The 24,490-nt window shown below is 41.5% G+C and carries 22 protein-coding genes and 1 pseudogene; 20 read left to right on the forward strand and 3 right to left on the reverse strand.

What is annotated here, in order from left to right; genetic code table 11:
* Positions 1-290, forward strand: a pseudogene (locus PseudUWO311_RS17725) (photosystem II q(b) protein); the annotation flags it as partial.
* 361 nt (positions 291-651) lie between these two features.
* On the opposite strand, the gene PseudUWO311_RS17730 reads toward PseudUWO311_RS17725, so the two are convergent.
* Positions 652-1,881 (reverse strand): S-layer homology domain-containing protein, encoded by a 1,230-nt coding sequence (locus PseudUWO311_RS17730; protein WP_142656567.1) that lies wholly within the window; start codon positions 1,879-1,881, stop codon positions 652-654.
* Positions 1,882-2,359: 478 nt separating this feature from the next.
* Between PseudUWO311_RS17730 and ribBA the strand changes: the two genes are divergently transcribed.
* Together ribBA and PseudUWO311_RS17740 are read left to right on the forward strand one after the other, a co-directional pair.
* Positions 2,360-4,060, forward strand: a complete 1,701-nt coding sequence (gene ribBA / locus PseudUWO311_RS17735; protein WP_142656568.1) for a bifunctional 3,4-dihydroxy-2-butanone-4-phosphate synthase/GTP cyclohydrolase II — start codon at positions 2,360-2,362, stop codon at positions 4,058-4,060.
* Between the two features lie 452 nt (positions 4,061-4,512).
* Entirely contained in the window at positions 4,513-4,728 is a 216-nt protein-coding gene (locus PseudUWO311_RS17740) for a Nif11-like leader peptide family natural product precursor (RefSeq protein ID WP_142656569.1), read from the forward strand.
* A gap of 365 nt (positions 4,729-5,093) precedes the next feature.
* Here the strand turns inward: PseudUWO311_RS17740 and menB are convergent, their stop codons facing one another.
* Positions 5,094-5,924, reverse strand: a complete 831-nt coding sequence (gene menB, locus PseudUWO311_RS17745; RefSeq protein WP_142656570.1) for a 1,4-dihydroxy-2-naphthoyl-CoA synthase — start codon at positions 5,922-5,924, stop codon at positions 5,094-5,096.
* A gap of 825 nt (positions 5,925-6,749) precedes the next feature.
* Between menB and PseudUWO311_RS17750 the strand changes: the two genes are divergently transcribed.
* The 6 genes from PseudUWO311_RS17750 to PseudUWO311_RS17775 all read left to right on the forward strand — a co-directional run bounded on the left by PseudUWO311_RS17750 (position 6,750) and on the right by PseudUWO311_RS17775 (position 11,994).
* Positions 6,750-7,031 (forward strand): hypothetical protein, encoded by a 282-nt coding sequence (locus PseudUWO311_RS17750; protein WP_142656571.1) that lies wholly within the window; start codon positions 6,750-6,752, stop codon positions 7,029-7,031.
* 104 nt (positions 7,032-7,135) lie between these two features.
* Positions 7,136-7,825 (forward strand): hypothetical protein, encoded by a 690-nt coding sequence (locus PseudUWO311_RS17755; RefSeq protein WP_142656572.1) that lies wholly within the window; start codon positions 7,136-7,138, stop codon positions 7,823-7,825.
* Between the two features lie 73 nt (positions 7,826-7,898).
* On the forward strand, positions 7,899-8,000 hold the full coding sequence (locus PseudUWO311_RS17760; protein WP_263402976.1) for a PetM family cytochrome b6-f complex subunit 7: 102 nt from the start codon (positions 7,899-7,901) through the stop codon (positions 7,998-8,000).
* 414 nt (positions 8,001-8,414) lie between these two features.
* The gene (gene groES / locus PseudUWO311_RS17765; RefSeq protein ID WP_142656574.1) at positions 8,415-8,726 is read left to right on the forward strand and encodes a co-chaperone GroES; all 312 of its coding nucleotides are present in this window, start codon (positions 8,415-8,417) and stop codon (positions 8,724-8,726) included.
* Between the two features lie 118 nt (positions 8,727-8,844).
* The gene (gene groL, locus PseudUWO311_RS17770) at positions 8,845-10,479 is read left to right on the forward strand and encodes a chaperonin GroEL (RefSeq protein WP_142656575.1); all 1,635 of its coding nucleotides are present in this window, start codon (positions 8,845-8,847) and stop codon (positions 10,477-10,479) included.
* Positions 10,480-10,734: 255 nt separating this feature from the next.
* On the forward strand, positions 10,735-11,994 hold the full coding sequence (locus PseudUWO311_RS17775) for an O-antigen ligase family protein (RefSeq protein WP_142656576.1): 1,260 nt from the start codon (positions 10,735-10,737) through the stop codon (positions 11,992-11,994).
* A 107-nt stretch (positions 11,995-12,101) separates the two neighbouring features.
* Here the strand turns inward: PseudUWO311_RS17775 and PseudUWO311_RS17780 are convergent, their stop codons facing one another.
* The gene (locus tag PseudUWO311_RS17780) at positions 12,102-12,656 is read right to left on the reverse strand and encodes an Npun_F5560 family protein (RefSeq protein ID WP_142656577.1); all 555 of its coding nucleotides are present in this window, start codon (positions 12,654-12,656) and stop codon (positions 12,102-12,104) included.
* 448 nt (positions 12,657-13,104) lie between these two features.
* On the opposite strand from PseudUWO311_RS17780, the gene PseudUWO311_RS17785 reads away from it, so the two are divergent.
* The 11 genes from PseudUWO311_RS17785 to PseudUWO311_RS24455 all read left to right on the forward strand — a co-directional run bounded on the left by PseudUWO311_RS17785 (position 13,105) and on the right by PseudUWO311_RS24455 (position 24,417).
* Positions 13,105-14,493: a TldD/PmbA family protein gene (locus tag PseudUWO311_RS17785; protein ID WP_142656578.1), complete on the forward strand. Its 1,389-nt coding sequence runs from the start codon at positions 13,105-13,107 to the stop codon at positions 14,491-14,493.
* Positions 14,486-16,114 carry a sensor histidine kinase gene (locus PseudUWO311_RS17790; RefSeq protein ID WP_190303552.1) on the forward strand — a complete coding sequence of 543 codons (1,629 nt, stop codon included), beginning with the start codon at positions 14,486-14,488 and terminating at the stop codon, positions 16,112-16,114. The genes PseudUWO311_RS17785 and PseudUWO311_RS17790 overlap by 8 nt, the downstream gene beginning before the upstream one ends.
* 251 nt (positions 16,115-16,365) lie before the next feature.
* Positions 16,366-18,966 carry a bifunctional aconitate hydratase 2/2-methylisocitrate dehydratase gene (acnB, locus tag PseudUWO311_RS17795; protein ID WP_142656580.1) on the forward strand — a complete coding sequence of 867 codons (2,601 nt, stop codon included), beginning with the start codon at positions 16,366-16,368 and terminating at the stop codon, positions 18,964-18,966.
* A 72-nt stretch (positions 18,967-19,038) separates the two neighbouring features.
* Complete coding sequence (locus PseudUWO311_RS17800) at positions 19,039-19,965, forward strand: FTR1 family protein (protein ID WP_142656581.1); 927 nt, start codon at positions 19,039-19,041, stop codon at positions 19,963-19,965.
* Positions 19,966-20,028: 63 nt separating this feature from the next.
* On the forward strand, positions 20,029-20,793 hold the full coding sequence (larB, locus tag PseudUWO311_RS17805; RefSeq protein WP_142656582.1) for a nickel pincer cofactor biosynthesis protein LarB: 765 nt from the start codon (positions 20,029-20,031) through the stop codon (positions 20,791-20,793).
* Between the two features lie 151 nt (positions 20,794-20,944).
* Positions 20,945-22,156: an AAA family ATPase gene (locus PseudUWO311_RS17810; protein WP_142656583.1), complete on the forward strand. Its 1,212-nt coding sequence runs from the start codon at positions 20,945-20,947 to the stop codon at positions 22,154-22,156.
* Between the two features lie 25 nt (positions 22,157-22,181).
* Entirely contained in the window at positions 22,182-22,664 is a 483-nt protein-coding gene (locus PseudUWO311_RS17815) for a hypothetical protein (RefSeq protein WP_142656584.1), read from the forward strand.
* 136 nt (positions 22,665-22,800) lie between these two features.
* Positions 22,801-23,319: a glyoxalase-like domain protein gene (locus PseudUWO311_RS17820; RefSeq protein ID WP_142656585.1), complete on the forward strand. Its 519-nt coding sequence runs from the start codon at positions 22,801-22,803 to the stop codon at positions 23,317-23,319.
* A 275-nt stretch (positions 23,320-23,594) separates the two neighbouring features.
* Positions 23,595-23,873: a DUF6883 domain-containing protein gene (locus tag PseudUWO311_RS17825; RefSeq protein ID WP_142656586.1), complete on the forward strand. Its 279-nt coding sequence runs from the start codon at positions 23,595-23,597 to the stop codon at positions 23,871-23,873.
* A 214-nt stretch (positions 23,874-24,087) separates the two neighbouring features.
* Positions 24,088-24,219 (forward strand): DUF4926 domain-containing protein, encoded by a 132-nt coding sequence (locus PseudUWO311_RS24450; protein WP_223807625.1) that lies wholly within the window; start codon positions 24,088-24,090, stop codon positions 24,217-24,219.
* A gap of 27 nt (positions 24,220-24,246) precedes the next feature.
* Complete coding sequence (locus PseudUWO311_RS24455; protein WP_223807626.1) at positions 24,247-24,417, forward strand: hypothetical protein; 171 nt, start codon at positions 24,247-24,249, stop codon at positions 24,415-24,417.
* Positions 24,418-24,490: the final 73 nt, after the last annotated feature.

Below are 24,490 nucleotides of genomic sequence, written 5' to 3' on the forward strand. Positions count from 1 at the left end.
TCAGCAACAGCCGTCAATTGCACTTCTTCTTGGCACTATGGCCAGTAGTCGGCATTTGGTTCACCGCATTGGGCGTAAGCACCATGGCATTCAACTTGAATGGTTTCAACTTCAACCAATCAATCTCTGATAGCCAAGGTCGCGTAGTACCGTCTTGGGCCGACGTAATCAACCGCGCAAACTTGGGTATGGAAGTAATGCACGAGCGCAACGCTCACAACTTCCCACTCGATTTGGCTGCTGTTGATGTAGCTCCTGTAGCAATGGCTGCTCCTGCTATAAACGGTTAATTCCTATCGATGATTTAGTCTCTGACTAATAATTAAAAAACTCTCCACAAGGAGAGTTTTTTATTGCTTGTAGATTATATTGCCTGATCTGCACACATCTCGAAAGCCCTGTACTCAAGAGCGGGCTAAGAGCTCAAACCCTTTGGAAAGGCTAAAAGCTCTTTAGTTATCTTTATGACTGAAGAGCTTTTAGCCAAAAATTTGAGTTCTTTTGAGGATTTGTACGTATGCGTTAGTCTTTATAATCAGGGAAAGATCTTTAAATCAACGTCAAATCAGATCTACGATAAAAAAGGAACGCCGATCCTAAATGGGACTGGCGTTCCTTTTTTATCATGGGTATTACTAAAACTTTGAGAATCTATAGCAGAAGATCAGCGTTTAAAGTTAATGCTAGGTCAGTATTAGGATTGACAGAAGCAAGAGTCACACTATTACGTCCTAAAAATAGACCGATTAATGCGCCAACACCTGCGCCACCAAGTACTTCCTCAGTTGCGATCGCGCGATCGCCTGTTACTGCTGAGATTGCAGCAGCAGCAGCAGCACCAAGTGCAGCATTTTGCAGAAGTCCACCAACACTTACGCCCTTATCAACTTTCTCAGTTGTAGTTACAACTTTAGAAGTTGCATTGATCGTTTTTCTCTGACCATTGGCAAATACAAGTTCGCTTGCAAAAAACTGAGCGCCACCTGACACAGTTCTCAATTCACCAACAACTTGAGTACCAGCAGGTATCAGAATTGTGCCTTGAGAGTTAGCAATATTTTGGGACACATTGAGCACTAGAGGCACTTTTTCATCAGGTCCAAGCAAAATCTTATCTTTGGCATACTGCACAGCAATTGTATTACCTGCGGGAATCCTGACTTGGTTTTGCACTGGAGGAGTCGTAGTAGTCTGCCCTACTATGTAAGGAGACGCGATCGCATTGGCTTGTCCTGAGCGTACCAAAGATTGATAGATAAACGCGGCAACTTCTGCTCTAGTTGCGGTTTGATTAGGGTTTAGGAACTGGACATTGGGATAATTAACTACTAATCTATTTTCAGTAGCTGCAGCCACGCTATTTCTAGCATAGTTAGGAATACCAGAAGCATCTGCATAGGTCTGTAGAATTGTTTCAGGCGCTTGACTAGCAGAATAATTTAAGCCATTAGCAAGAGACACTAAAACCTGTACACGAGGAATATTTTGGGTCGGTTCAAAAACGTTGCCTGGATAGCCAGACATAAAACCTGTTGTGTATGAAGTTTGAATAGCAGAAGCTGCCCAATAACTTGAAGCAACATCAACAAATGTTACACCACCCCGAATTGGTGATTTTTTTACCGCTTTGTTAAGCATCGCCGCAAATTGTGCTCTAGTTACTGGATCATTTGGACGAAATCCCCCATCAGGAAAGCCTTTAATAATGTCTCTAGACGCTAACTCTTGAATAAAAGTCTGCGCCCAATAACCTGTAGGCACATCATTAAACGTGGTCTGAGCAAATGCAGAGGTTGCGCTGAATAAAGGAATTGCAGAGCTACCAATAAAGCTAACAGCAACAAGTAATGCAGTGCTAGAACGTCTAGTTTGATTTGTCATTTTGAGTTTTTCTCCTATACATATTTATGTATATTCTTGAATGACCGTATATCTAAACTAAATGTTCCTAAGATTTTGTGAGAAGCGACTGTATCATATTCAATAATTTTGCATAACTCGCGTTAAAAAAAACAATAAGTCAGACAAATCAAACATTAAAGTTCGTTAAATCAAGGTTTAATTCATTAAGTTAATTAAATAAATCAAGCAAATCAAACATTTAATTTATTTTGTAAATCCTCAAAAAACATTTAGTCTTACAAATAAATTTTGATGTCTCAACAAAGTAAATAACTGTATCACCAAATAAGTCAACAACATATTTGATGTTGTTGACTTATTCGTTTTCTTGGCTACTACAAGAATTGCTGATGCGGCGCGGAGCGCCGTATCACTAATTCTTGTATAGGAAGGGAGTAAGCAATATAGAGATTGCTATATGATGGATATAAATAGCTTGAATGCCTGACAGTAAGCCTTGACTAAGTTTCAATTTGACTCTATCCCTGATGCTCTTAATGACCTCAAATCTGGTCGTCTCATCGTCGTTGTCGATGATGAAAACCGCGAAAATGAAGGTGATCTGATTGGGGCAGCCCAATTTGCCACCCCTGAAATGGTGAATTTTATGGCGGTGAAAGCGCGAGGTTTGATTTGTCTGGCGATGACAGGCGATCGCCTTGATCGCTTAGATCTACCACTAATGGTTGATCGAAATACTGATAGTCAGCAAACCGCCTTCACTGTCAGCATTGATGCAGTAGAAGGTACATCAACAGGAATTTCGGCGGAGGATCGATCTCGCACAATTCAATCGGCGATTAATCCAAATACGCGCCCCAATGATCTGCGTCGTCCTGGACACATTTTTCCGCTCAGAGCAAAAGATGGCGGAGTACTTAAAAGAGCTGGCCATACTGAGGCAGCGGTGGATTTGGCACAAATGTCGGGGCTATATCCCGCAGGTGTTATTTGTGAGATCCAAAATGATGACGGCTCAATGGCTCGACTGCCTGAACTGATTGAATATGCAAAGTTGCATAACTTGAAATTAATCAGCATTGCCGATCTAATTAGTTATCGGCTAGCTCATGATCGTTTTGTGCAAAGAGAAGCGATCGCGAATTTACCATCTTTATTTGGCGACTTTAAAGTTTATGCCTATCGTAATACCCTCGACAATACTGAGCATCTGGCGATCGTCAAAGGTGATCTAAAAGACTTTTCTGAGAATGAAGTCTTAGTGAGAGTACATTCAGAATGTCTTACAGGTGACGCTCTCGGATCGCTGCGTTGTGATTGTCGTGGACAGTTACAAAGCGCTCTAAAAATGATCGAGTTTGCAAATTGGGGCGTAGTTGTTTACTTACGACAGGAAGGGCGCGGTATCGGTCTGATAAATAAAATTAAAGCCTATTGTTTACAAGATGGTGGATTAGATACTGTTGAAGCCAACGAAAAGCTAGGCTTTGGGGCTGATTTGCGTACCTATGGAGTTGGGGCGCAAATTTTGCATGATCTAGGTATTAAGAAAATGCGCCTGATTACTAACAACCCTCGGAAGCTCGCGGGACTTAAAGGTTTTGATATTGAAGTTGTTGGACGCTTGCCTTTATTAATAGAGACTAATGAGCATAACTTGCGTTATCTCGAAACCAAGGCTGAAAAATTAGGGCATTTGCTCTTGAAAACTAAACTAATTACCCTTGGGATTCGCTGGACAGAAGATAAACAGCCTGAATGGTTTGATCAATTACGGGAAGTAGCTTCAGCTAACGATCTATTACTGCAAGAAGAAACCTCAATAGCTTTTGCGAGTTTGTTTGCTAATGCTGATACGCAGGCTCCAAACTTACTCCCCCAAGAGTTTTCCAGTAAGCTCTCGATTGTCCATTTAGGGTTTGACCGCTCTAATGAAATTTCTGATGATTGGTATGAAAAGCCAAATCATCCCTATCGTCAGGCGATCGTCCGTGTGTTCAAACATTTAAAACAGTGGGAGCAGGTTACGACCTTTCGGTTTTGCGTAGCGATTAATGATTCCGATATACCCAATAGTTTCGTGGAAACAATTAACTTGGGTTTAGCATGGCACACGCCTTGGCTCGAAGATCGGATGTATGAGTGGTTTAACTTTTTCCTCCGCGACGGCGACGATCTTGCCATTCTAGATAAGTAAGATAACCAACGCCACTCGTAGCGATCGCCATTAGCACAATGGCAGCCCAGAAAAAAGTATTGAGAAGAATGGCTTCCGACATAAAACTTGATTGATTTTTTGCTGATTGATCATAATTTACAGTACTTTGCGTATGTGTTTGGCAAACATCTGCAAAGCAAAAATCAATCTTGTTCTCAAATTTCAGCAGTCTTTTATGACTATAGCAATTAGATTAAAATAAAGGCGGGATAGCTACAGGGTAAGTGTAAAAACCTGCAAGATCGGTCTTAAACGCGCATTCTATCGTTGGTGTTTTCGTCAAAAAAACAAAAAATTTATTTTTGGAATGTACTCCCTGTATGGCTTTAAAGGTCATCTTACAGGTTTTTACACGTATCCTGTATTTACCCCTTATATACTGCTGTTTTTCTTTATATTACGAGTAGCTAACGAGAATAGGAATTTTAAATATGGCTTTTGAGCAAATCGAAGCATTTTTAAAGAAAATGCAGTCTGAACCTGAACTTAAAAACGAGGTGCTCGCAGCATCAACCTCAGATGATGTTGCGCGAATAGCACTAAAGCTTGGTTTTGAATTTTCAGGTGATGAATTATTGAGAATGTCAGGTAAGAAAGTTGGCAGGATTACTGTTAGAAAAACTGATATGCCTGGAGAGTACAACTAAATGCTTTTTGAATATCTGATTGGACAAGTATTGGAAGAATAAACACCCAAAAAAATATTGGACGGAAGACGAGTGGAGTCCCTCGCATGAGATGCCAATTGTCAACATCGACGATTTGTAAAAATGCTCTGTTTTATAAATTTGGGACAGCTACAGGGTAGGGATAGCTACAGGGTACGTGTACAAGCCTGCAATATTGGTCTTAAAATGCGCATTCTATCGTTTGATTTTTTGTCTAAAAAACAAAAAATCATATTTTTAGAATGTACTCCCTGTATATCTTTAACTGTCATTTTGCAGGTTTTTACACGTATCCTGTATCTACCCCAAGGCGGCGCGAAGCGCCGCCTTGATCTTTGTGGGTTTTATGGCAATTTAGGATATTGTCGAAAATTGGGTTTGCGCTTTTCCAAAAAAGCCTGCTTACCCTCTTGAGCTTCCTGCGTCATGTAAAACAACAAAGTTGCATTACCCGCTAATTCTTGAATACCCGCCTGCCCATCACAGTCAGCATTAAAAGCAGACTTGAGACAACGAATCGCCAAGGGACTTTTATCTAAAATTTCCTGAGCCCATTGGATACCTTCTGCTTCCAACTGCTCAACTGGCACAACTTTATTTACTAAGCCCATATCAAGAGCCTCTTGAGCATCATATTGACGACATAAATACCAAATTTCCCTTGCCTTTTTCTGCCCAACTAATCGCGCCAAATAGGAAGCTCCAAAGCCACCATCAAAACTACCCACCATTGGCCCAGTCTGCCCAAAGATTGCATTATCGGCAGCAATAGTTAGGTCACAAACAACATGCAACACATGACCACCACCGATCGCATAACCAGCAACTAAGGCAATCACAGGCTGAGGCATAGTGCGAATTAAACGTTGCAAATCGAGTACATTTAAGCGCGGTACGCCAGACTCAGAGATATAACCGCCATCACCGCGCACTTTCTGATCGCCCCCTGAACAAAAAGCGTATTTACCATCGGTTGCAGGTCCTGCACCAGTTAGCAAAACCACCCCAATCTCGACATCTTCACGCGCATCAGCAAAGGCAGCAATCATTTCTGTAATCGTTTTAGGTCGAAAAGCATTACGAACTTGAGGACGATTAATTGTAATTTTTGCCATTCCATCGGCTTTGTGATAGAGAATGTCTTCAAATTCGGCGGCAATTTGCCAATCGGTCATGGTTTTGAAATAGGAAAGTACAGGCACTCATTTTATCATTGGCTAAAGCTGACGCATCATTCTTATGCCAAATACAATCAAGATTAAGTTGTGGGATTTTCTGCGCCAGCGGCGCAGAAAATCCCACAACTTAATCTTATGAATAGTGAGAATTATTGATTTTGTGAGTACTATTTTTTACTTCCTTACTCATTTTTAAGACTGTAATTTGCATGATCTACTTCAAAGAAAAGATGTTCCCAGTGAATAACTTAGTGATGCGTGGCAAAGCCGCGTATCACTAAGTTATTCACTGGGGAGATTGTAGCTATCTCAAACATGAAGTAGTCGGGAAACAAATTACCTTGTTTTATCGTCTAGAATATATTGTTAATTTTTCATTAGCAATCGTACATATGCTTTAAAAAGTATTAGACTGTGCATATTATGTAAAGTAGAGCTAGGATTCTGAATTCAGGAGAAAAGCAAAATGATTATTGTTTGGAATAGCTTTTTCTTAGGAGTTATTTCTGCTTTTGCCTGCTCTAGCTTAGCTTTGTGGGTAATAGTTACGCTTTCATTGGGGAAAGCCCCTTTCCAGTTTAAATAATTGTTGGCTATCGAAATGTCTATAAAGCTAAAGAAGAAGCATCGCAATAATCGCGATGCTTCTTCTTTGTGGATAGTCCTAAAAAATATGGATTTAAGGATAGGCGGCGCGAAGCGCCGCCTATCCTTAAATCCATATCGAAAATGTGACTACATTTTCGATAATTGGTATTAGTGATGCCGATTGCTATAATTGAGTTCGCAAACACTTCAAAAAATTTTAAGTAAGGGCAAATAATGGCGACTCCTCATAGGACAAAACAGGTAAATCTTCGTTTTCCTCTGCCTTTATTGAGCCAAATCAAAACAAAAGCTGATGCTAAACAACAGGCGATCGCTGATTGGATTTTAACAGTGATCAGTCGTGAGTTTGAGCCTGAGCCAATACCAGAGAAACCTCCAGAGATAGCTCCGTTCATTTTGCATCCTGAGCTTTTGACCTATGTAGAGAATTGTCTAGCTCCGTTATATGCTCAAATTAGTGAGATGAAAATGCAACTGGGGGAGTCCAAAGCCTGATTGATAATGGGAAATCTAATCAGGCAGATGTCTCCATCCCCAAGGTCGCTGATGACCATCGTCAAGATACTAATAGTCCTAGTGGCTTTAGTTCAACACCAAACATGAAGCCATTGTTTAATTCGTTAGCAGGATTTGCGTTAGAAGTTGGCGATCTCTTAATAATTAATTGCGAAGAAGTCATCTTTAAAGGATGGGTTGATCAATCTCAGACAGCGATCGAGGTTAAGTCGATCGCTGATGAACAATCAGTTAGACAAATTCGTGCTAGGGAGATTAAAAGTCTATCGCGATCGCAAGATACCGTCGTAGATTCTGCCGCTTCGCAGGATTTTGTCAGTAAATCTCGCGATGTTGAAGATAGTCCAAAGCCAGCATCATCTGAATTTGATGATCGGATCAATGATCCTGTTAATGACAGTCAAAAATCTTCAGATCATGACGATCATGCGGAAACGATCTCAGAGCCTGAAGAAATCCTTGAAACGCCCAAAGAGTCTGAATACAATGCTTGGGAAGTATGGACATATCTGGAGCGACAGCGGCTAAAAACGCTCAAATTGATCAACACATTTCAAGCAGAATGGGAAGCAAATCGATTTGTACGAGAAGCTGAACGTAGCACTCCTGCAAATCTACGAGTTCATTACGAGATTCGCCCAGTTTGGCTAGATGAAGCCGAAGTTATGGCTGCTTATCAAAATGAGCAAAATTCTCATAAATCTAAGGATAATCAAACTAAGGGTGAGCAAGAAGATTATGCTGATGCGATCGATGTAGAGGTAATAATTTAGCCCTGCTTATACGGTAAAATTCCTAAAGAAATATTATCTAAATTATTTATTAAAAGAGAAAATCATGGGAGAAATGGTTAACGCAATGGTCTTATCGATGGTATTAATTCCTGTCGGTATTGCCTTCGGTTACTTCTTACTTAAGCTGCAAGGCGAAGAACAAGAAGAAGCTTAATCTATAAAGATAAAGACGATTTATACTGAATTCGGTGCAATAAAAACTAAAACCCCAAAAGGTAAACTGCCCGCGTAGCGGGCAGTTTACCTTTTGGGGTTTTAAAAGTAGTAGGGTGTGTTACGTAACGCAATCTCTGTTTTTGACAGTTGCGTTACCGTTAAGAGTAGCGCACCTTACTTTAAATAGTATCTGGCACAACTTTGACTATCCAATAGTCTGCCAATACAAACATGTTTTTCATATAACAAAGCAGGAGATTCTTAGCATAGCGTCACCTGCTTTGTTCTTTTCAGTTCGGTAAACCACACTATAGCCATTGCAACCATTTCGGTTAAATTAGCACTCAGTCACCTAGAGTGCTAAACAACTCTAGACAAAGCCAAAAAATGCTAGTCAACTGAGTGAATACAAATGGCAACAACGACATTAAACGTAACTACCGTAAAGCCTTTAGCCGATCGCGTATTTATTAAAGTAAGCGCTAAAGAAGAAAAAACCGCTGGTGGAATTTTCTTGCCTGAGACCGCAAAGGAAAAGCCCCAAGTTGGCGAAATCGCCGCAGTAGGTCCTGGCAAACTCGATGACAAAGGCGAGCGCCAAGCCCTCGAAGTCAAAGTTGGAGACAAAGTTTTGTACTCCAAATATGCTGGAACTGATATCAAACTAGGCACAGACGAATATGTGCTGCTAACAGAAAAAGATATTTTAGCGATCGTTGCATAATCACTGGTAATTGGTAATCGGTAATTGGTAATTGGTAATCGGCAACTGAGATCGAAACCCAATCACCAATCACCAATCACCAAATCTTCTGTTAACCTACTACTCAATTAAAAAAATCATGTCTAAAAGAATAATTTATAACGAAGATGCTCGTCGCGCCCTTGAGCGTGGTATGGACATCTTGGCTGAAGCCGTTGCCGTAACCCTTGGACCTAAGGGACGTAACGTAGTTCTTGAAAAGAAATTTGGTTCTCCTCAAATCGTTAATGATGGGGTAACCATCGCTAAAGAAATCGAACTAGAAGATAATGTTGAAAATACTGGCGTAGCTTTGATCCGCCAAGCAGCTTCTAAAACTAATGACGCTGCTGGGGATGGAACCACTACCGCAACGGTTTTGGCTCATGCAATGGTTAAAGAAGGTTTGCGTAACGTTGCTGCTGGGGCTAATTCGATCGCTCTTAAACGCGGTATCGACAAAGCAACGGCTTTCTTGGTTGGCAAGATCAAGGATCATGCTAAGCCTATTGAAGATTCTAAAGCGATCGCTCAAGTTGGAACCATCTCGGCTGGTAACGACGAAGAAGTAGGTGCAATGATCGCCCAAGCAATGGACAAAGTCGGTAAAGAAGGTGTGATTTCCCTCGAAGAAGGTAAATCCATGTTCACCGAATTGGAAATTACTGAAGGTATGCGCTTTGAAAAGGGATATATCTCTCCATACTTCGTAACTGATACAGAGCGCATGGAAGCTTCTTTTGAAGAACCAGTTCTGTTGATTACTGATAAGAAGATTGCCCTAGTCCAAGAACTCGTACCAGTTTTAGAGCAAGTCGCTCGCTCTGGTCGTCCTTTGATCATCATTGCTGAAGATATCGAAAAAGAAGCTTTGGCAACTCTTGTTGTAAACCGTCTACGTGGCGTTCTTAACGTTGCTGCAATCAAGTCTCCTGGTTTTGGCGATCGCCGTAAAGCGATGCTCGAAGATTTGGCAACTCTTACTGGCGCTCAAGTAATCACCGAAGATGCTGGTCTTCGTCTTGATGCAGTTAAGCTAGATCAGCTCGGCAAGGCACGTCGTGTCATTATCACCAAGGACAGTACCACTATTGTTGCTGATGGTAACGAAGAAGCTGTAAAGACTCGCGTTGAGCAAATTCGTCGTCAAATCGAAGAAACTGAATCTTCCTACGACAAAGAAAAGCTTCAAGAGCGCTTGGCTAAGCTCTCTGGCGGCGTAGCTGTCATCAAGGTTGGTGCAGCAACTGAAACCGAAATGAAGGATCGCAAACTTCGCCTCGAAGATGCCATCAACGCAACCAAGGCTGCTGTTGAAGAAGGTATCGTTCCCGGTGGTGGTACAACCTATGTGCACCTTGCTCCAGAATTATTCACTTGGGCAAATGCGAACCTGACTGGTGAAGAACTCACTGGCGCAATCATTGTTTCTAAATCATTGTCAGCTCCTGTTAAGCGTATTGCTCAAAATGCTGGCTTCAACGGTGCTGTAATCGCTGAGAATGTCCGTGAAAAAGACTTCAACATTGGCTTCAATGCAATGACTGGCGAATTTGAAGATATGTTTGTCGCTGGTATCGTTGATCCTGCTAAGGTTACTCGTTCTGCGTTGCAAAATGCGGCTTCGATCGCTGGCATGATCCTCACCACCGAATGTATTGTTGTTGATAAGCCTGAAGGTGCTAATGCTGGTGGCGGTGGAGCCATGGCTGCTGGCGGCGACTTCGATTACTAATCATTAAAAAAGGTTTGTAGAGCGAATCTTTTTTAAAACAAGAAAGGGAGTGCAATGCGCTCCCTTTCTTGTTTTAATTGTTACGTGGAACTCAGATGATGAATCTCTTACCGCTAGCGTGGCAGGGCAACTACGGGGGAACCAATTTAAATTCTGTAGGTGCTGTGCCCCCGTGCAAGCCATAGATTTTTGCTGTCTCAGGAATTCCTTCTACGTAACATCAGTTGTTATTACGCAGATATGTGAGGTGTAGGGATGCTCTGGAAATCGATAGACAATGATCAGTTGCGCTTAGAGTGGAATTGGCTGCAAAGCGTTGCTATTTTTATGGTGATTAGCAATGTTTTTATGCCACTTTTTATGTTTGCACTGGCTTTGAGAGTTCTAATTTTTCATGGATGGAGAGCGATCGCCACACCAGTTAATCGTGCTTATTTTTGGCTATCTCTATGGATGATCTTCACTACTATCATTGCTTTCAACCCAGCCACAGCTGCTGCTGGATTAGCTAATTTCTTGCCATATTTTCTCTTGGCTGCCACTACTAGTTACATCATCCGTACCCCTACTCAATTTATTCATTTTCTCTGGCTACTAGTGCTGAGTTCCATAATGGTAAGTGGATTTGGGCTATTACAGGCAGTTCTTGATCGACCCGATTGGATTTTTCCGAAAGTGATTTTTGATAGCTATCCGATCCCGATGGGATTTAGTCCCGATCGCCGCATTCAGTCATTTTTCGGTCATTTCAATGAAACAGCTGCTTACTTCTTAATGATATTACCGATTGCTTTTCATTTTGCCCTTGGCAAAGTCAAAAGTATTTCTAAATCCCAACAGGTGATCGCTGCTATTGCTTTAGCATTAGGAACTTGTGTGCTGATCCTGACTAGTTCACGGAATGCTTGGGGAATTGCCGTAGTCGGCGCTGTTGTCCTAACTCTCTACTACCGTCAATGGAAACTTGTTTTAGGCTTTGGAATTGTTTTGACAATCATTGCTTGGGGGGTGTTTGGACAAAAATTTGGCTTGGGTGGTGAAGCAGTGCGATCGCTATTACCAGAAGGATTTGTCAATCGTTTAGTTAGTAGTATCGATCCCCAATTAGGTGACTATGCTTCCACGGCTGGTCGTCTCAATGCTTGGCAGTTTGCACTTTCTCTAATATCTCAACATCCGCTCCAAGGTTGGGGGTTACGCAATTTCCCTCTGGTGGCTCAGTCCATTGGCTATGACTTGAGAGGATTACCACATGAGCATAATTTATTTTTAGCGATCTCTATTGGTTCGGGAATTCCTGCGCTGTTGGGATTTGTTGGTATCATCGGTTGGACAATCTGGATATCTCTCAAATCCGCGATCGCTAAAGATACGGAAGGCATGATAGTCGTAGTCGTGATCAGCGTTATGCTTTTTTTGATGTCAGGTTGGTTAGACTTAGTACTCTATGAACCACGTCTAAGTATGTTGTTATGGTTTTTGCTAGGCGGCATGTATGGCTTAAAACCCAAATAAATAAAAGCGGCGCGAAGCGCCGCTTTTATTTATTTTTTAGTAGGATAGGCAATGCCAACCTAAACCCCGAACAAGAGAAAGGCGGTGCTTCATGTCGCCTTTTTTATTTAGCCTAGCGCAGGGATAACTCTGGGTAGTTCAAGGCGTTGTTGCTGAGCCGCAGGACGACGGGTACGACCTGAGAGACGGAAACTGAGGCTTTGCAGCTCGATGTGCAATTGTCGGTTTTCTTTTTGCAGGGCTTCGATCTTTTGTTTGATCGGGACAATCCGCTCGGCAAACTTAGCACGGTAAATATTTGGCAACTCCTGCACGACTTGCTCTAGCATCCGATTGCGATCGCCCATTTCTTGGATCGTGTGACGCAATTCTAAGGCTTCACGATCACGATCTTGGATTAGGGCTTGAGATAAAATTAATTGATTTTCAACCATAGCAAGCTTTTCTGCCAAACAGCGCATCTCTTCTGAATGATGCTCATGTACCTCTGCATTTGGCAAAAAGGCTGTATTTCCCTTTACCAAACGAAAAAGCTCTTCAGAAAGCTGCTGTACTAACAGATCCTTTTGTTCTAGATCAACCTTAAGTAAATTAATTTCCTTCTGAAGGTTGGCTGTCATGTCTTCTGAGGCATTTGTGAGGGCATTTACTGTGGCATTCATAGGTGCAATTCATTTAGGGAATTTAGGCTAAGATATATATCACAAAAGTTCTCGATTGGCAATTTATATTTATTGACGGCAGCAATTCTCCCTTTAAAAATTGTTTTTTTGAAAGTCTGACGTAGGCAGACTTTCAAAAAAACAATTCTGTGTTTTCCAGTGCCGCAGGCACTGGAAAACACAGAATTGGTCTCATAATGAAAATGGCTGTGTAGCCGAATCAACGATTCTCATTATGACAATCGGCTTTGATGCAAGTTCACCAGCGGCGAACTTGCATCAAAGCCGATTTTGTTGTTTTTTAGCATCGTAGGTGCTAAAAAACAACAAAATCGGTCGCATAAATATAGAGTTGCTAGAAGCAAACATTATTTATCCACTAAAATGATATTTTTGTGCGATAATTTTGATCTAAATGCATAAAGAGCTTTTCTTGTGAGCTTGATATATGAACATATGGCAATTTAAAGATGAAATTTTGAGCTTAGTGCAAAAATATAAACCCCATGTCGATTTTTTTGCGATTCGGTTAGAGCGATCTCAAGGGGCGGATATTTTTTTACGCAGCGGTAAAGTTGAAACTTTGAGTACAGGTATTTCGATTGGTGGACAGGTGAGAGCCTGTCATCGGGGCGGATGGGGATTTGCGAGTTTTAATGATCTACATAGTTTGGAAGCCAAACTCAAGGAAGCGATCGCATCGGCAAAATGGGTTGGTAGTGAAGAAACGGTACTTGCAGCTGTCGAGCCTGTACAAGCAAAGGTATCTCTGATTAAAGAAAATCCGCATCAAATTGAACTCATTGACAAAAAGAATTTGTGCGCCCATTACACCGATATTTTGCACTCGGTTTCTGATCGCGTAGTTAGTACGTCTGTTCGCTATGGAGACTGCACGCAGCAGGTAGTTTTTGCTACATCCGAAGGTACGATGATTGAGCAAGAATGGGCTGACTGGGAATTACGATGCTCCGCGATCGCAAGGGATGGAGAAACAATACAAACTGGTCGCGAAACTTTCGGTTCAAGAAGTACTTATACAGATTTGCTCAATTTGGATCAACAAGTAATTGGTGCGGCTCAACGCGCTCTTAGTTCGCTAGATTTACCCACTGTGCAAGGGAATACCTACACAGTAGTCATTGATCCGATTTTGGCAGGATTGTTTGTACATGAAGCATTTGGACATCTATCTGAAGCAGATATGCTCTACGAAAATCCCGACATGTTAGAAACCATGAGCATTGGCAGAAGATTTGGCTCCACGGATTTACAAATTTTTGACGGAGCTGCTAATCCTGACCATCGCGGTAGCTATCTCTATGACGATGAAGGTGTACCTGCGACGACGACACAATTAATCGAAGATGGCGTATTGGTTGGAAGATTACATTCGCGGGAGACAGCAGGTAAATTGGGTGAAAAAGTAACTGGTAATGCGCGATGTTTGGATTATCATTATCCACCAATCGTAAGAATGACGAATACTTGGATTGGGAGAGGTCAAACATCTGTTGCCGATTTGTTTAATGATATTCCGCTTGGTGTTTATGCCAAAAACTGGCAAGGTGGTATGACTAATGGAGAAATGTTTACCTTTACCGCAGGTGAGGCTTGGATGATTCGCAATGGTAAAATCGCTGAGCCTGTCAAGGATGTGACGCTCTCAGGAAATGCTTTTGAGACATTGCAAGATATTGAGGCGATCGGCAATGACTTTGTATGGGACGAGTCAGGTGGCTGCGGTAAAGGAGGACAAAGTGGATTAGCGGTGGGTTGTGGTTCGCCAAGCTTAAGAATTAAGAATGCGATCGTAGGAGGTGATGCTCATGGCTAAAGTCAAGACAGAACTCAAGGAAGTTAACCTTCAATTAGTACAAACGATCGCTGATCAACAATTAACTGAAGATCGCTTGAATTTGCAGCTCAATCGCTTAAGGCTGATGTACGAATTTGTATCAGCATTGAATGCTGCGCAATCAGTTAATGAAATTTATCAAATTGCGTTAAATGGAATCTGTACGGCTCTACGAACTTCGCGTTCTGCCGTGATTACAACTCTTGCTAATCATTGTGTGCAATATCAGGAATCTGTAGGAATTAGTCAAGATTACAGGCAATCTATTGAAGCATTCTTTGAAGATTCATCTCATCAAGTTGAACTCAAATTTAGACCTTTTCCTTACTGTGCGATATTTCCTAGCGATCGCATCTTACAAAATATATGCCTAGCTGAAAGTATCGGAGCCTTAGCCGTATTTCCCTTAGAATACGAACGTCGTCATTTGGGAGATATTGTCGCGTATTTCGATGCGCCAAGGCAATTTACAGAAGAAGAAGTCCAGCTAACACAGACAATTGTTACTTATGTTGCGATCGCGCTAACCAGAAAGCAAGCTGAACTAGCACTCAAAAGCAGTCAACAATTTATTCAACGAATTGCAGATACAACTCCAAATATTCTCTATATTTACGATCTTGAAGAACATCGTAATATATATTGTAATCAAGCTATTACTCACCTTTTGGGATACCCCCCCTCAGAGATTCAGGCTATGGGTAACTTACTACTCAATGAGGTTATTCATCCTGATGATTTAGAAAGAGTAAAAGAACATTACGAACTTATTCAGAATAGAAGACTGGAAGAAAATCCTGAAGATTTATTTCTCTTTGAATATCGAATGCGAGATATTCATGGCAAGTGGAAATGGTTCTATAGTCAAGAAACTGTTTTTTTTCGTAATGCAGATGGTACTGTTAAACAAACAATTGGTGCGGCATCTGATATCACGAAGTTAAAAGAAGTTGAATCAAGTTTGCAATCTTCACTTGCGGACAAAGAGGTTCTATTAAGAGAGGTACATCATCGGGTTAAAAACAATCTTAGTGTAGTTGATAGCTTGCTATCAATGCAAGCTCGTTATATAAATGATGCAGAAGCTTTGAGAGCAATTTCCGATAGTCAACGACGGATTCATACAATGTCGTTAATTCATGAGCAATTATATCAATCTCATGATGTGGATAAGGTTGATTTTTGTGAATATCTACAGCGTCTAGTTGGGAATCTCTATAGCTCCACAAGTTTTAATACTAGCCAAGTTGAATTAAAATTAGATGTTAAGCCAACTCAATTGAATATTGATACGGCAATTTCCATGGGATTAATTGTGAATGAACTATTAACAAATGCTTTTAAGTATGCATTCCCAAATAATAATGTAGGCTTAATTGAAGTGATTTTATATAAATCGATAGATGATGACAACTTACATTTAATCATTCGTGATAATGGAGTTGGGATTCCTGAAAATATTGACTTTAAAGCAACTGCTTCTCTTGGTTTAAGACTGGTACGTATTATGACTCAACAATTGCGAGCTAGCTTAGATTTATCTTGTTCATCTGGCACAAGTTTTCATTTTACTTTGAACCCAAATCTCTGCAAAACCTAAAACATGTCAACGTAAACATAATTTCCGCGCCAAAGTTTAATAGGATCAATAATATAGCTATCCTCAGCAGATTATGAGAGTGTGCCCCAGATGGTCATAAATAGCTAGGCACAATTAAATATAAGCCCCACAATCTGCACCGCCCACGCAGCGGGCGGTGCAGATTGTGGGTTCTGGCTTTTTAATTGTGCCGAGGTACTTACTCTTGCAATCTGCTATATCTCAAATTACAGAATCAGAAATAACGACGTATGTTATCAGCCTACCGTGACCATGTTGCCGAACGCGCCCAGCAAGGGATACCCCCTCTGCCCTTGAATGCCCAGCAAGCTTCGGCACTTTGTGATTTATTACAAAAGCCTCCAGCAGGTGAAGAGGAGTTTTTACTATCGTTACTGCGCGATCGCATTCCCCCAGGAGTCGATCAGGCTGCATATGTCAAAGCAGGATGGCTAACAGCGATCGCTAAGGGTGAATTGACATCACCATTGGTGACACCGTCAAGAGCCGTGGAATTGCTTGGCACGATGGTCGGTGGCTATAACGTGCATACTCTAATCGATTTACTAGAAAATGATGATTTAGGCGATCTTGCTGCAACTGCTCTCAAGAAAACGCTCCTAGTATTTGATGCCTTCAATCAAGTTTTGGAATTATCTAAAACTAACGCTAGAGCCAGAGGCGTAATCGAGTCATGGGCAGCAGCCGAATGGTTCACCAGTCGCCCCATATTACCTGAGACTCTCACTGTAACCGTTTTTAAAGTAACAGGTGAAATCAATACCGACGACTTTTCACCAGCTTCTCAAGCATTCTCACGTCCTGACATTCCCCTCCATGCGCTCTGTATGTTGGAATCAATGATGCCCACTGGTCTAAAAACCATTGCTGAACTTAAGAAAAAAGGACATCCTGTCGCTTTTGTCGGTGATGTTGTGGGAACTGGTTCTTCGCGTAAATCAGCGATTAACTCGGTGCTGTGGCATATTGGCAACGATATTCCCTTCATACCTAACAAGCGATCGGGCGGCGTAATTCTCGGTAGCACGATTGCGCCGATTTTCTTTAATACTGCCGAAGATGCGGGTGCTTTGCCGATTCAATGCGATGTCTCTAAACTAGAAACAGGCGATGTAATTACGATTCACACTCGCGAAGGCAAAATCACTAACGCGGCTGGTGAAACTCTCTCTACTTTCAGCCTCACCCCCGACACGATCGCAGATGAAGTTCGCGCTGGTGGTCGCATACCTCTGTTGATCGGTCGCAGTCTTACCGCCAAAACTCGTCAAGCGATCGGTTTACCCGCCAGCGATATTTTCATCCTTCCCTCCACACCTACTGACACAGGCAAAGGTTACACCCTCGCTCAAAAAATGGTGGGCAAAGCTTGCGGTGTGGCTGGTGTGCGCCCCTATACTTCCTGCGAACCATTGATGACGACCGTTGGTTCTCAAGATACAACTGGCCCAATGACCCGTGACGAGTTGCAGGAACTCGCCTGTTTAGGATTTAGCGCTGACTTAGTGCTTCAGAGCTTTTGCCATACGGCGGCTTATCCTAAACCCACCGACATTAAAACCCATAAAGAACTTCCTGATTTCTTTGCAACCCGTGCAGGTGTTGCCCTGCGTCCCAATGATGGCATTATCCATTCTTGGTTAAATAGAATGCTCCTACCCGATACCGTCGGCACTGGTGGCGATTCCCATACTCGTTTTCCCTTGGGTATTTCCTTCCCCGCAGGTTCAGGACTAGTCGCCTTCGCCGCCGCCTTGGGAATCATGCCTCTCGATATGCCTGAATCCGTATTAGTGCACTTCACAGGTAAGTTGCAACCTGGGGTTACCCTGCGCGATGTCGTGAATGCGATTCCCTACATTGCCATTCAAAAAGGGTTGCTGACCGTTGAGAAGAAGAACAAAAAAAATGTCTTCGCTGGTCGAATCATGGAAATCGAAGGTTTACCCGATCTCAAGGTCGAACAAGCCTTTGAACTCACCGATGCCACCGCTGAACGTTCATGCTCTGGCAGCACGATCAAGCTCAGTACGGAGACAGTTGCCGAATATTTGCGATCAAATGTCGCCTTAATGAAGAACATGATTGCTCGTGGCTATAGCGACGCTAAGACTTTATTGCGTCGTATCGCCAAAATGGAAGAATGGTTAGCTAATCCTGTTCTGATGGAAGCCGATCCCGATGCTGAATATGCCGAAATCATCGAAATCGATCTCAATGAAATCAAGGAGCCAATTGTGGCTGCACCCAACGATCCTGACAATGTGAAGTTACTCTCAGAAGTAGCAGGCGATCGCGTGGATGAAGTGTTTATCGGTTCCTGCATGACCAACATTGGTCACTATCGCGCCGCCGCTAAGGTTCTCGAAAAGGAAGCCGCCGTGAAAGCACGTCTCTGGATAGCACCACCGACACGCATGGATGAGTTCCAACTCAAGGAAGAAGGGATTTATAGTACTTTCGGTGTAGCTGGAGCAAGAACAGAAGTCCCTGGCTGCTCTCTCTGCATGGGCAATCAAGCTCGTGTTGCTGATGGCGCGACGGTCTTCTCCACGTCTACCCGTAACTTCAATAACCGCATGGGCAAAGACGCTCAAGTCTATCTCGGTTCGGCTGAGCTAGCGGCGGTCTGCGCCTTGCTAGGTAAGATTCCGACAGTGGAAGAATATCAAGCGATCGTCACTAAGAAGATCGATCCTTTTTCCAGTGAACTCTATCGCTATCTCAACTTCGATCAGATCTCTAATTTTGAAGATCAAGGTCGGGTGATTGCGCTAGAGGATATGCCTCGCATTGAGGACATTTTGGGGATGCCTGTAGCAAAGCGTTAAAATTATGTAGGGTTTGCAGTTTACCTATAGGCAAACTGCAAACCCTACACGAATTTTTGAAAGGAACATTCTATGGATTTCAGTGCAGCCTTACCGATTTTTGCGATTACCTTGCGCGAAGGAGTCGAAGCCGCCCTTGTGGTGGGTATCGTGATGGCATATCTCAAAAAAGCCGATCGCAGTTCGCTTAACCCTTGGGTGTTTGGCGGCATTGGTACAGGAGTATTAGCTAGCTTTGTAGTGGGGATATTACTGAATTGGTTTTTAAAGCAGGTCGAAAGTACTGACCCAGACCAAGCCGCTTTTTATGGGCAATTGTGGCAAGGGCTTTTGGGAATTACCGCAATCGCCATGTTGAGTTGGATGTTGGTATGGATGACCGAAAATGCTAAAGCGCTGAAGGGTGAAATCGAGGGGCGAATTGGCAAGGCGATCGCAAATGAAAAGAATGCAGGATGGGCGGTTTTTACGCTGATTTTGATCGCAGTTTTGCGCGAAGGTTTTGAGGTGGTGATTTTTATCTCTGCTAAGCTGCAAGGTGGACTTGCGCCAATTTTGGGCGCTATCGCAGGTTTAGTTGGGGCAGTAGCGATCGGGGTTGCACTGTTTCAATTCGGAATTCGCATCAATCTCAAAGTATTCTTTCAAACAATGGGTGTATTTCTATTACTAATCGTTGCAGGGCTAGTCATCAGTGCGATCGGACATCTTGACAAAGCCGTAGCAGCCTATGCCGAACTCTCGCAGACTACACTTTGTTTCCCAACTGATACAACAACTGAATTAACTTCTTGTCTTCTAGGTGGTTTAGTTTGGGATGTACATGAGATTCTTCCTGACAAAGAATTCCCTGGAATCTTGCTTAAAGCTTTGTTTGGCTTTCGCGATCGCCTATTTCTTGGACAAGCGATCGCTTACTTTACGTTTCTAACCTCTGCGGGATTGCTATATTTCCAAAGCCTTTCGGACAAGCCTATTAAAAGTGTGGCGAAGAATTGACGGTAACGTAAAATCAGTAAACTATCCGAAGCATTGCCCTCTAAATCAGCACATTTAATTTCTATGCATGACAACTTAAAGCAAATTCTGGAAACAGTAGCGAAAGGAGAACTTAGTCCAGAGAGAGCTTTAGAAGAATTGAAATATCTCCACTATGAATCGGTTGGAGATTTCGCCAAAATCGATCACCATCGCACTTTACGAACAGGTTTTCCTGAAGTGATTTTTGGCCTGGGTAAGACTCCTGAGCAAATCGTCCAAATCATGCGGGTGATGGAGTCCAAAAATCCCTTGGTAATGGCAACTAAGATCTCATCTTCTGTTTATGAACTGATTCAGCCATCTTTGCGAGGTTTACGATATTACCCGATCGCCCAAATTTGCTGCCTCGGTGAGTCAATCATGAAAAAGCAAGGCACAATGACAATCCTTACCGCAGGAACTGCCGATCTGCCGATCGCAGAGGAAGCGGCTGTCACAGGCGAGCTATGTGGATTTACAGTTAAGCGACTTTGGGATGTGGGTGTGGCAGGAATTCATCGTTTGCTCAGTCATCGTGATGCGATCACTGATGCTGATGTGATTATCGTGGTCGCTGGCATGGAGGGGGCGTTGGCAAGTGTGGTTGCTGGTTTGGCTGATTGCCCGATTGTAGCTGTGCCGACGAGTATTGGTTATGGGGCTAGTTTTAATGGGCTAGCGCCTTTGCTGACGATGCTTAATTCCTGTGCTACGGGTGTAGGTGTGGTAAATATCGATAACGGCTTCGGAGCGGCGATGTTAGCAGGGAAAATTTTACGCTTAGCAAGCGATCGGCAAGATTATTAAAAATGTAGTAAAACAAAGCTAGGACTTTTATAACTTGTATTATGTATTCAGCTTCGGTAACTCATTAGAGATTTATTGCGATCGGCAAATCATAAAATTCCAGAATATAAACCAAAACAATATCTCAAAATAGTTTTTTAGAAAAACACTTATGCAGATTCATCGATTAGCTCTTAAAAACTTTAAATGCTTTAAAGAAGTAGATATTTCTTTCTCAAAAATAACTTTGCTTACAGGTGAAAATAGTAGTGGGAAGAGTTCTCTAATATATGGGATTTTAGCGCCCCTTCAAAGTGTTAATTTAAATGGAAACTCGTTCCCATTATATTTATCACTTAATGGCAACTATGTGAATATGGGAGGATTTGAGGAGGTTCTATTTAATCATGATTTCAAAAACAATATAGAAATCGATTTAAATTTTTCTTTTGGGAAAAATATATATGATTTCACAACCTTATGGAGCTTTGATACAATACGAAAATCTCCGAGATTGAAATACCTAAAGAATGGAGCTGAAATTGAGGTCAAGCAAAAAGAAGATTTGTCTTATGTTGTGAATATTAGAGATAATAATCAACAATTAATGACCCTAAATATAAATGATTTTTACTTTGAAGTAATTAATGACTCTGATATAGAAGTTTATAATTATTTTATGGATAGTACTAGTGCTATGTATGGTGATTTAATTAATGATTTCAATTTTATAAGTTCTTTCAGATTTCAACCTGAAAGAACTTATTACCAATCTCTATCAAGTGGTGTTATTAATAAGTTTGGTGATGGCTATATTGATCAAATTTTAGATTGGAATGATAATCAATCAGAAGAACTATATAAGTTGACCGCTACTCTTAAGGATTTGAAAATGCTCCATGACGTAAAGCTTCACAGACTCTCTGGAGGTAGGTTTGAGCTAAAAGTTAAAGTTAAGAGTAGAAGTAAATGGGAATCATTAGCTGATGTTGGATTTGGGATCAGTCAGTTTTTGCCGATTATTGTTGCTGATTTACAATTGTCAGATGATTCAACATTAATTATGTCTCAGCCAGAAATACATTTACATCCTTCTGTACAAGCTAACTTAGGTGACTATTTAGTTAAGCAAGTCAAAGAGAGAAATAAAAACTATATTGTTGAAACTCATAGTGAGTATTTGCTTAATAGAATGAGATTACTTATTGTTAAAGGAGAAATTCAGCCTGAAGATGTAGCCGTGTATTATTTTGAAAATTCTATTAAAGATGGCAGCATCGCTCATCGTATTGAATTTACTAAAGATGGACAAATCTTAAATGCTCCCAAAGGATTTTTTGAGACATATATGATTGACACAATGGACATTGCTCTTAATGCTTGATAGGTTTAAATTTTAAGAATATCTAATGACTAGAAAAGATATATTTATCGATAACAATATAGCTAAAAACTTCTCTAATCCTATCGATCCTGAGTACAAAAAGTTAATTAAATGGCTAATAGAGTCTAACTCTAATCCCAAAAAACATGATGATAATGCTCACTTAGTTATTTCCCAAAAATTGATAGCTGAATATTACAGAACGATGGGACATGCTGCATCAGGTAATAATATTGCCGTGATTATTAATCTCTTAACCCAGCAAGGTCGATTAAATCGAATTAGTAACGAGCAGATAAAAGAATTTAAGCAAGAGCATTTCACAAAAAAAGTAGAAAGAAAGTTAGTTTCTAATAAAGAAGATCGAGAGCATATTCCCGTAGTTTTATTGTCCGATCGCAAATATGCCCTGACTTTAGACGAAAAATTTACTGCGGACTTAGTGAAATTTCCTAGCTTTACGGTAACCGTTGGCAAAAAGCCCTCAGATATTCCCTACGATACCTAGATTTATAGGTTAGTGCGGCACGAAGTGCCGCACTAACCTATAAGGCAAATCGTCAGATCGTGTAGTTTGTGACTTAAACCTATGACAGTTGCGTTAAACTAAAAAGCTTAGTCTCTTAATATGTAGTTGCTTTACGATGGAGTCAATTTTTTCTACTCAAGGCATCATGGTTATGCTCCTCGGTGCATACGCTGTTGCCATGTGGATGTTTCTCACCAGCGCACCAAAAGTACATACGATCATGGTTTCTAACCTCGATCAAGCGCGATATTTTTATGAAGGCGAAATGAAACTGCCGATCGCAGATGTGCCGCTACATTATTACTATGGCTATGAATATGGCATGGGTGCACCTGCCGATCCCATTTATATTCCTGCCGAAGCTAGACGCTCTCAGTCAAAATATTCAGCAGACATGGATGGCGCTTGGTATCAGCTCAAGAAAAACGTCCAATTGCACATTGTCCCTGGAGCCAATGTCACCGACGCAAACCGAGGACGACATATTTGCTTTAATCGCGATTGTGTAGAGCAGCTCTTGTTGCAGATTCAAGTCAAAGGCATTAAACACAAAGTCCGTAGCGAAAAGCCGCTCAACTTTTTGGTCAAAGACCCCGATGGTCAAGTGATTGAAATCGCTGAAGTTCTTAGCTAAGTACCCTACGCACAATTAAATATAAAAGCCAAGAATCTGTAATTCCCGCTTAACGGGCATTACAGATTTTCGGTTTGGAGCCATTTGGAATTTCATCCATCATTACAAAGCTTATTTACCTCCGCTCTCATTCTTTCCTTTTTAGGACTACCACCACTTGACCAACTATTTTCAAGAACTAGCTAAATTTAGGCAGCAGCTAAACTTACCTGTAGCTGGCATTGAAAGCGATCGCGCTACAGTGGCAAAACCAGAAATAGGAGTCTAGATAAACGATGCTACTTCCTGCTGACACCGCGATCGCCGAAGAAAAGCTCACCAAATATCTGTTGGTGCTTCTGCCCAAAGATGACAAATCACAATTTCTTCAGAAAGCAGGATATACCCTAGACAATTGGCAACAGTTAGAAGCTGATTTGCGATCTCAAATTTTGCCCCAGCCTGCACAATTTTTAGAAAAAACGACCTATGGGGACAAATATAAAATTGAAGCAAAACTTAAAGGTATAAATGGCATAGAGCTTGAAGTTACTACTATAGGACTTACGCAGTAGCCCTGCACTCAAGTGCGGGCTAAAAGCTCAAACCCGTTGAAACGGGTTAATTAACAGTATTCTGTAGTCCACTTCAGTGGACTTGAGCTTTTAGCCAAGAACTTGATTTCTTGGTTAATTTGCGTAAGTCCTATACTATTTGGATGATTAAAAATCAACAAGCAAAATTTGTTACATTAGTTCCTAGACGTTCTAGCGATCGGGAGTAATTCTTATGAAACCTAAATATCCTTTATTCTCCGAAGTCGTTTTATTACATGACATACCAGCCCATAATTTGAAACGTGGCTCAGTTGCGACCATCGTAGAACAATATGCTGTAACTGAGCAACAGCAATATGGTTAGAGCCTTGAAGGATTTAATGTCCCAAATGTGACAATTGAAGTCTATGAATCTCAAGTTACTTCTTTAGAGCAATGGCAAAAAGAAATGGAGATATTAGAAAAGCTTCATCGATTAAGTGTTGTAAAACTGGTTCATTTAGATGCTTATATTGAAAAATTATTAAATGAAGAACCTATCGATTTGCTAAAAGTGTCTTAGATAACGTTTAGAATGTGCGCTAATGTCCAAAATAAGTATCTGAATAGTGGACAGCAACGAACGAGTATTTGAA

The organism is Pseudanabaena sp. UWO311, assembly GCF_006937785.1.
Lineage (GTDB): Bacteria > Cyanobacteriota > Cyanobacteriia > Pseudanabaenales > Pseudanabaenaceae > Pseudanabaena.